Raw genomic sequence first — 5,997 nt, forward strand, 5'->3', positions numbered from 1 at the left:
ACAGGGCGTCGGCGCCGAGCGCGGCCAGGTGCGTGAGGCGCTCGGTGACGCCCCTGATGTCCCCGAGGCCGTCACCGTCGGCGTCGGCGAAACTGCGGGGATAGACCTGGTAGACGACGGCCTGCCGCCACCAGTCGGGGTCCTTGCCGGAGAGGTCGGGCGTGGTGGTGCGGGCGGTCACGCGGGCTCCTCTGCAATGCGGTCGGTCTGCGGGACGACAAAAGGGATATCTGCCCACTCGCCGGAAACGTGAACCCGAGGTTATGCGGAGTAGATCGTTCCTGGTGTGTCGAAATTGTGATGGTCCATGAACTCACCTCGCATCACCGCAGGTTGACAGCGTTCCACCAGGAGATCCACCATGTGCGGACACTGTGGCGCGTGTGACCAATGAGCCCGGTGTTCCTAGAGATCGCTCACTCTCATCCTGACGGGATACGTATGTCCATAGCGAGACGTGTCACCCTGCGGCGCCTGCTGGGGACGGGCGCCGCGACGCTCGCCTTCTCCGCTGCCCTCGCCTCCGTCGCCTCGGCATCCGACTGCCCCGGCGGCAAGGGCTGGGAGGACGGCGGAAGCTACAAGCCGGGTACGGGCGCCGGCTCGAAGACCGAGACCGACCGCTGCGAGTTCTCCCTCGACGGCAAGAACTTCTTCGCCTCGGTCAAGGTCGACGACCTGAACCTGAAGCCGACCGACGACGGCAAGGTCCACGTCAAGGTCCGCGCGGCGGGCGACGCGTCCACCTGCACGGCCTCTCTCGCGTCCTACCGCGCGCACGGCCCGACGTTCGCCACCTCCGGCGAGCAGGCCTTCCACGACTTCGACACCGTGACCGTCAAGGCCGGCGCCGTCGACTCCCTCGACATCTCGATCCCGGACCTCGGCTGCTACGCGCAGATCGACCTCTACCGGGGCAACACGAAGTTCGACGGCAAGCTGGACGCCAACGACGGCTTCACGCACGGCGACCTCCCCAAGGGCCCGGACCACCCGGTCATCAAGGACAAGCTGATCGCGGCCTGGAACGGCGGCACGAAGGACTGCACGGCCACCCCGCCGTCGACGCCTCCGGCCACCCCGCCGGCCTCGGAGAGCACTCCGCCGGCCTCGGAGTCGACCCCGCCTGCCTCGGAGTCCACCCCGCCGGCCTCCGAGAGCACGCCTCCCGCCTCGGAGACCCCGTCGACGTCCACCCCGACCCCGTCGGCCTCGGAGTCCACCACGACTCCGGCTGCGCCCACCCCCAACGGTGGCGGCGGCGACAACCTCGCCGAGACGGGCGCCAGCAGCAACACCCCGCTGATCGCGGGCGGCGCTGCGGTGCTGCTCGCGGGTGGCGCGGGCATCGTGCTGGCCACGCGTCGCCGTAAGGCCTCGCGCGCCTGATCCCTTACGACTGACGGGGCCGTCCCACCGTTCGCGGTGCGGGCGGCCCTTTCGGTTGTCCGCGGCCCTCAGTGCAGGGTGGGCCGGTAGACGAGCTCCTGGATGTGCCCGTCGAGCGTCCGGCTCTCCAGCAGCTCCAGATCGAAGTCGTCCGCACCCCGGAAGACCGGGTCGAGGCCGGTCCGGCCGGTGATGACGGGGAAGAGCGTCACCTGCACGCGGTCGACCAGACCGGCGGCCATCAGCGCCCGGTTCATCGACAGGCTGCCATGTGAACGCAACGGCACGTCGGACTCCTTCTTGAGCCGCGCCACGACGTCGACGGCGTCGCCGCTCACGACGGTCGCGTCCGGCCAGTCGAGGGGCCCTTCCAGCGTCGTCGACACGACCGTCGCCGGCAGGTTCCTCATCCGGGTGACCCACGGGTCACGCGCATCGGAGTCCTCGGTGCTCTCGGCCAGCATCTGCGCGAACGCCCGGTACGTGGTGGCCCCGAACACCATCCGCTGCTCCTCGCGGTAGAGGGCGAGTCGGTGGTCGAGCAACTCGGGCCCCTGCTTGCCCCAGTAGCCGGTCCAGTCACCGCCGGCGGCGGCATAGCCGTCGAGACTGGAAAAGACGTCGAAGGTGTAGGTGGCGGTCATGTCGTTCTCCGGTCTTCTGGACGGACTGGATGAGCTGGATGGGCTGGTGAGCTGTATGGGCTTCCGTCGTCCCTGTAGACCCGGCACCTCCCCGGAACTCATCGCCGTGTCCGCCATGGCCCAATAAATCGAACACATGATTGAATCCGGGCATGCGATCGTTCCCCGACGACCTCGCCCGGGCACAGCGCGAGTGGAGTGCCATCTACCACGAGCTCGCCGAGCGCCCCGGCCACACCGAACTGCGCCGCCGCCTGCACCGGCTGTCGGCCCAGGTGTTCTTCCATCCCCACTGGCAGCGCGGGCGCCCGCGCCCCGCCGAGTGGCGGGAACTGCGTGACCTGGGACGGTCGGACATCGGCACCATGAACGAACGGCTCGAACGATGACGGACCGAAGTGCGGGACCGTACGCCCCGGACGATCCTGAGGACATGTCCGGACCGATCCGCGTGATCGTGCACCCCCCGTCCCCCACCGGCGGCCGCCGCGTACGCGTGGACGGCGAGATCCTCGGCCTGGCCCACAACCTGACCGACGTCGCGGAATTCCTCCGGCGGGCGGGCCTGGAGATCGACGCGGCGGAGGTGGCGCGGTCGCCGTGGATCGAGTGGAAGGGGGGCGGGCCCGAGCGGTGGGGGGCGGAGGGGTGAGGCCGGCGACTGGTCGCAAGCGTCCAGGGCACCGCGCCACCGCCGCATCCTCGGCGATGGCTGGACATCCTCGGTCCGACCTGGCCAGAGGCAAGTCAGGACGGCCTGAACCCGGGTGGTGATGCGGATGATGGAACGCCTCAGCTCCCGCAGCTCGACCGATGTGGTGCTGAATCATTGGTCATCAGCGGCTGGTTCTGTGTCGTAGGGCTCGAATTCGATGTAGTCGAGGGGGTCCTCGTCGTGGCGTCCGAGCGGGGGCAGGCCCTCGGTCGCGAACCGGCCGCGCAGCCACTCCAGCAGGGTTTTGGTGAGGTCTTCGTTGAGCGGTGGGCCTTGGTCGGCATGGCGCGGTACGACGATCAACGGCCAGTCGTCCGGCGTGGCCCCTTCGGTCAGCCAGCACAGTTGGTCGCCGTCGATGGAATCGGCGAAGGGCAGGAATCCCCCGGGCTCGGGATAGACAGCCAGGGGGTGATACTCAGGGAACTCGGCTCGCTGCCCCTGGTAGGTCTCCGCGTACCACTCGGCCCACGGTGTGAGCGCGAACTGGTCCTCGCCGAAGGGGATGTTGAAGCGGAGCCAGCCGCACCAGGTGCCGGCCCCGTACCGCTCCATCAGTCGTACGTACTCGCGGGGCAGACGTGTACCCAGCCGTTCGTAGAGCCAGTCCCAGTTGTGCTTACCGAGCGAGGGTGTCTCCGGCGGCGGGACGAGTGCGGTCAAAGTCTCCAGCCCGCTGCCCGTGGTGAGCGCTGCCCGCTGCTGAGCAGTTGGCTCCGGTCGCCGAGGCGGCGGTGTCCACGGGGTGTGCTCCAGGTCGCTTTGCATGCCACTTCGGGTGGCCACCGGGCGCATGCCGTCGGCCACGAGCCGGGCCAGCGTCGGCACGAGCGGGGTCGCGAAGCGCCGCCAGGGGTCGCGGCCCGCGTTCTCGTCGTCCTGACAGTGCATGACGACCGGCCACTGGTCGGGGTCGTCGGATGCTGTGGTGTCCCAGTAGAGGGTGTCGGCGGTACGGGTGGCGCCGAACGGAAGGACGCCGGGGGCGTCACGCCGAGCCTGCTGGACCCACGCCCCGTAGTCGAACCAACCGCGGTTGACACCTGGCATGTGAAGCCAGAGCCAGGCGCCGATGTCGAGTGGTCCGTACACGGCGACGATGGCCTTGTAGTCGGCGGGCAGGCTCGTCCCCAACCAGGACTCGACTGCCGCCCAGTCGACAGGTACGGCGTGGTCGGCCGGCGGATCGCCGAAGATCTCGGCGAAGGCGTTGACGTGCGGATCTGAAGCATTCACGGGTCTATGGACCTTTACCGGGAGCAGAAGACGACTGCCACCGCGTAGAAGGCCAGTGGCGCGTAGTCGCCGTGCCGTACGGCTCGCAGCATGTGGCCTCCTCGGGTGCATGGTCAGAGGATCTTCCTACTGGTGCAGATCTCGGACAAGTGGTGCTTCGCCGTGGAGCCTTGATGACCGTGGCAGGCCAATGAGGTGACCCCGAAGGCGCGATGTCCTTCGGGGCGCGCGGCAGGGGTTCGGGTTCAGGCGTTGTAGCCGCCGTGGGCGTCCAGTACCGCGCCCGTGACGTACGACGCGGCCGGGCTTGCCAGGAAGGCGATCGCCGCGGCGATTTCGTCCGGGTGCCCCATGCGCTGCAGGGACAGCGAGCTGACCAGGGCGTTGAGCGTCTCGGGGTCCGGCGGTTGCATGCCGCCCTCCATCAGTCCGGCCTCCACGACGTTGGCCGTGATGTTCCGGGGCCCGAGGTCGCGTGCGACGCCCAAGGTGTACCTCTCGATCCCGGACTTGGTCGCCGCGTAGTCGGCAAGTCCGGGGGCGCCGACCCGGGAGCCCAGTCCGGAACTCACCGTAATGATGCGGCCGCCCGTGCGCAGCACTCGGGAGGCGGCCCGGATGACGGCGATCACGCCGACGTAGTTGGTGGCGTGCATCCGGTCCAGTCCGGCGGTGTCGGCGTCCGGGTCGTCCACCGTGCCGGCCACGGAGATCGCCGCGTTGTTGACGAGGATGTCCAGGCCGCCGAAGTGCGCGACCACGTCGTCGATCAGCGCCGGCGCCCGGCTCGTGTCCGCCTGGTCGGACTGGAAGGCGACGGCCTTGGCTCCCTTGCCGTGCACCTCGTCGACGACGGCCTGCGCCTGCTTCTCGGAGCTGGCGTAGGTGAAGGCGACGTCGGCGCCCTGCTCGGCCAGCAGTCGTACGGTCGCGGCACCCAGTCCCCGCGACCCTCCGGTGACCAGGGCGACCTTGCCCGTGAGTGGCTTGCTCATTCTTCTCACCTCGTTGATTGACCCTTCCTGGCCGTCGCAACGTTAATTGTTACGACTGACTGTTGCAACATTCACTGTTACGACTGGGTTGTCGTAACATGAATCGTTGCGGCCGAGAGGAGGGGTCCATGAGCGCCAACAGCAGGCTGACCATCGCCGCCCACGCGCTGGCCTGGATCGGCCTCTACCAGCGCCAGGGCCATGAGGTCGCCACCTCCGAGCAGATCGCGACCAGCGCGAACACCAACCCCGTGGTGATCAGACGGCTGCTCGGCGAGCTGCGCAGGGCCGGGCTCGTGGAGTCCCGGCGGGGCGCGGGCGCCGGCTGGTCGCTGGCACGCGAGCTGGAGTCGATGACCCTGCTCGACGTCTACGAGGCAGTCGAACCCGGCCCGCTGTTCGCGATGCACCGCACCACCCCGGACCAGGAATGCGTGGTGGGTCACGGCATCCAGCCGGCAATGCAGGGCATCTACGAGGGCATCGAGGAGACCCTGAGGCACGAGCTGGCCCGCGTCACGCTCGAGAACGTACTCCGGGACGTACTCGCGGCACCTCGATAGTGCCGCATCGGGCAACGTTCGCCCTGTCGACGACGGCGCGTAGGTACCGGTCGTCGGCATGGCGGTTTCGCCAGATGATGCGGATGATGCAGCGGCGGATCATGCTGCCCTGCTGCCGGGATGCGCCGGTTCCCGCCCAGAGCGGGCCGGATGGTCAGTCCAGGGCGGGGCGTGTGCGGCGTGCACTGTGTGCGGGCCGCCCGACTGCGGCGTACCAGACCAGGGCCGCGCATATGAAGGCCGTCGCCGCGGAGACCAGTGACCTTGTGAGGGTGTCGTTCCGTGCGCCGGAAACGAGGGCGACGGCCATTGCCGACGTCAGGGTGATGACGGGCAGCGCACGGGGGCTCCGCGTGGCGCCTGGCACGGCGGCCGGCGGCAGCAGCCAGGTTGCGAGGCCGTAACTGGCACAGGCCAACAGTGTGGCTCCCAGCACTTCGCTGGGCCGGTGGCCG

Annotated in this window: 7 protein-coding genes and 2 pseudogenes; 4 read left to right on the forward strand and 5 right to left on the reverse strand. The window is 69.0% G+C overall.

All coding sequences use genetic code 11. The features are described from left to right. Positions 1–181, reverse strand: a pseudogene (locus JF597_RS51930) (alpha-amylase); the annotation flags it as partial. A 260-nt stretch (positions 182–441) separates the two neighbouring features. On the opposite strand from JF597_RS51930, the gene JF597_RS51935 reads away from it, so the two are divergent. After that, a complete protein-coding gene (locus tag JF597_RS51935; RefSeq protein WP_294013733.1) occupies positions 442–1,389 on the forward strand; it encodes an LAETG motif-containing sortase-dependent surface protein in 948 nt (315 codons plus the stop codon). A 68-nt stretch (positions 1,390–1,457) separates the two neighbouring features. On the opposite strand, the gene JF597_RS51940 is transcribed toward JF597_RS51935, so the two are convergent. Continuing rightward, the gene (locus JF597_RS51940; RefSeq protein ID WP_294013736.1) at positions 1,458–2,033 is read right to left on the reverse strand and encodes a dihydrofolate reductase family protein; all 576 of its coding nucleotides are present in this window, start codon (positions 2,031–2,033) and stop codon (positions 1,458–1,460) included. A gap of 152 nt (positions 2,034–2,185) precedes the next feature. Here JF597_RS51940 and JF597_RS51945 point away from each other — a divergent pair, with 152 nt between their 5' ends. Both JF597_RS51945 and JF597_RS51950 read left to right on the forward strand, forming a co-directional pair. Then, on the forward strand, positions 2,186–2,422 hold the full coding sequence (locus tag JF597_RS51945) for a hypothetical protein (protein WP_294013738.1): 237 nt from the start codon (positions 2,186–2,188) through the stop codon (positions 2,420–2,422). 44 nt (positions 2,423–2,466) lie between these two features. Further along, positions 2,467–2,685 carry a hypothetical protein gene (locus JF597_RS51950; RefSeq protein WP_294013740.1) on the forward strand — a complete coding sequence of 73 codons (219 nt, stop codon included), beginning with the start codon at positions 2,467–2,469 and terminating at the stop codon, positions 2,683–2,685. Positions 2,686–2,859: 174 nt separating this feature from the next. Here JF597_RS51950 and JF597_RS51955 read toward each other — a convergent pair whose 3' ends face one another. After that, complete coding sequence (locus tag JF597_RS51955; protein WP_294013742.1) at positions 2,860–3,984, reverse strand: SMI1/KNR4 family protein; 1,125 nt, start codon at positions 3,982–3,984, stop codon at positions 2,860–2,862. Between the two features lie 245 nt (positions 3,985–4,229). Then, on the reverse strand, positions 4,230–4,979 hold the full coding sequence (locus tag JF597_RS51960; RefSeq protein WP_294013744.1) for an SDR family oxidoreductase: 750 nt from the start codon (positions 4,977–4,979) through the stop codon (positions 4,230–4,232). A 128-nt stretch (positions 4,980–5,107) separates the two neighbouring features. Between JF597_RS51960 and JF597_RS51965 the strand changes: the two genes are divergently transcribed. Then, positions 5,108–5,542, forward strand: coding sequence for an Rrf2 family transcriptional regulator (locus JF597_RS51965; RefSeq protein ID WP_266386209.1), 435 nt, complete (start codon positions 5,108–5,110; stop codon positions 5,540–5,542). A 154-nt stretch (positions 5,543–5,696) separates the two neighbouring features. On the opposite strand, the pseudogene JF597_RS51970 reads toward JF597_RS51965, so the two are convergent. Then, positions 5,697–5,997 (reverse strand): annotated as a pseudogene (locus JF597_RS51970) (prepilin peptidase); the annotation flags it as partial.

Origin of the sequence: Streptomyces sp. (genome assembly GCF_019510245.1) — a bacterium.
In the GTDB taxonomy this organism is placed as follows: domain Bacteria; phylum Actinomycetota; class Actinomycetes; order Streptomycetales; family Streptomycetaceae; genus Streptomyces.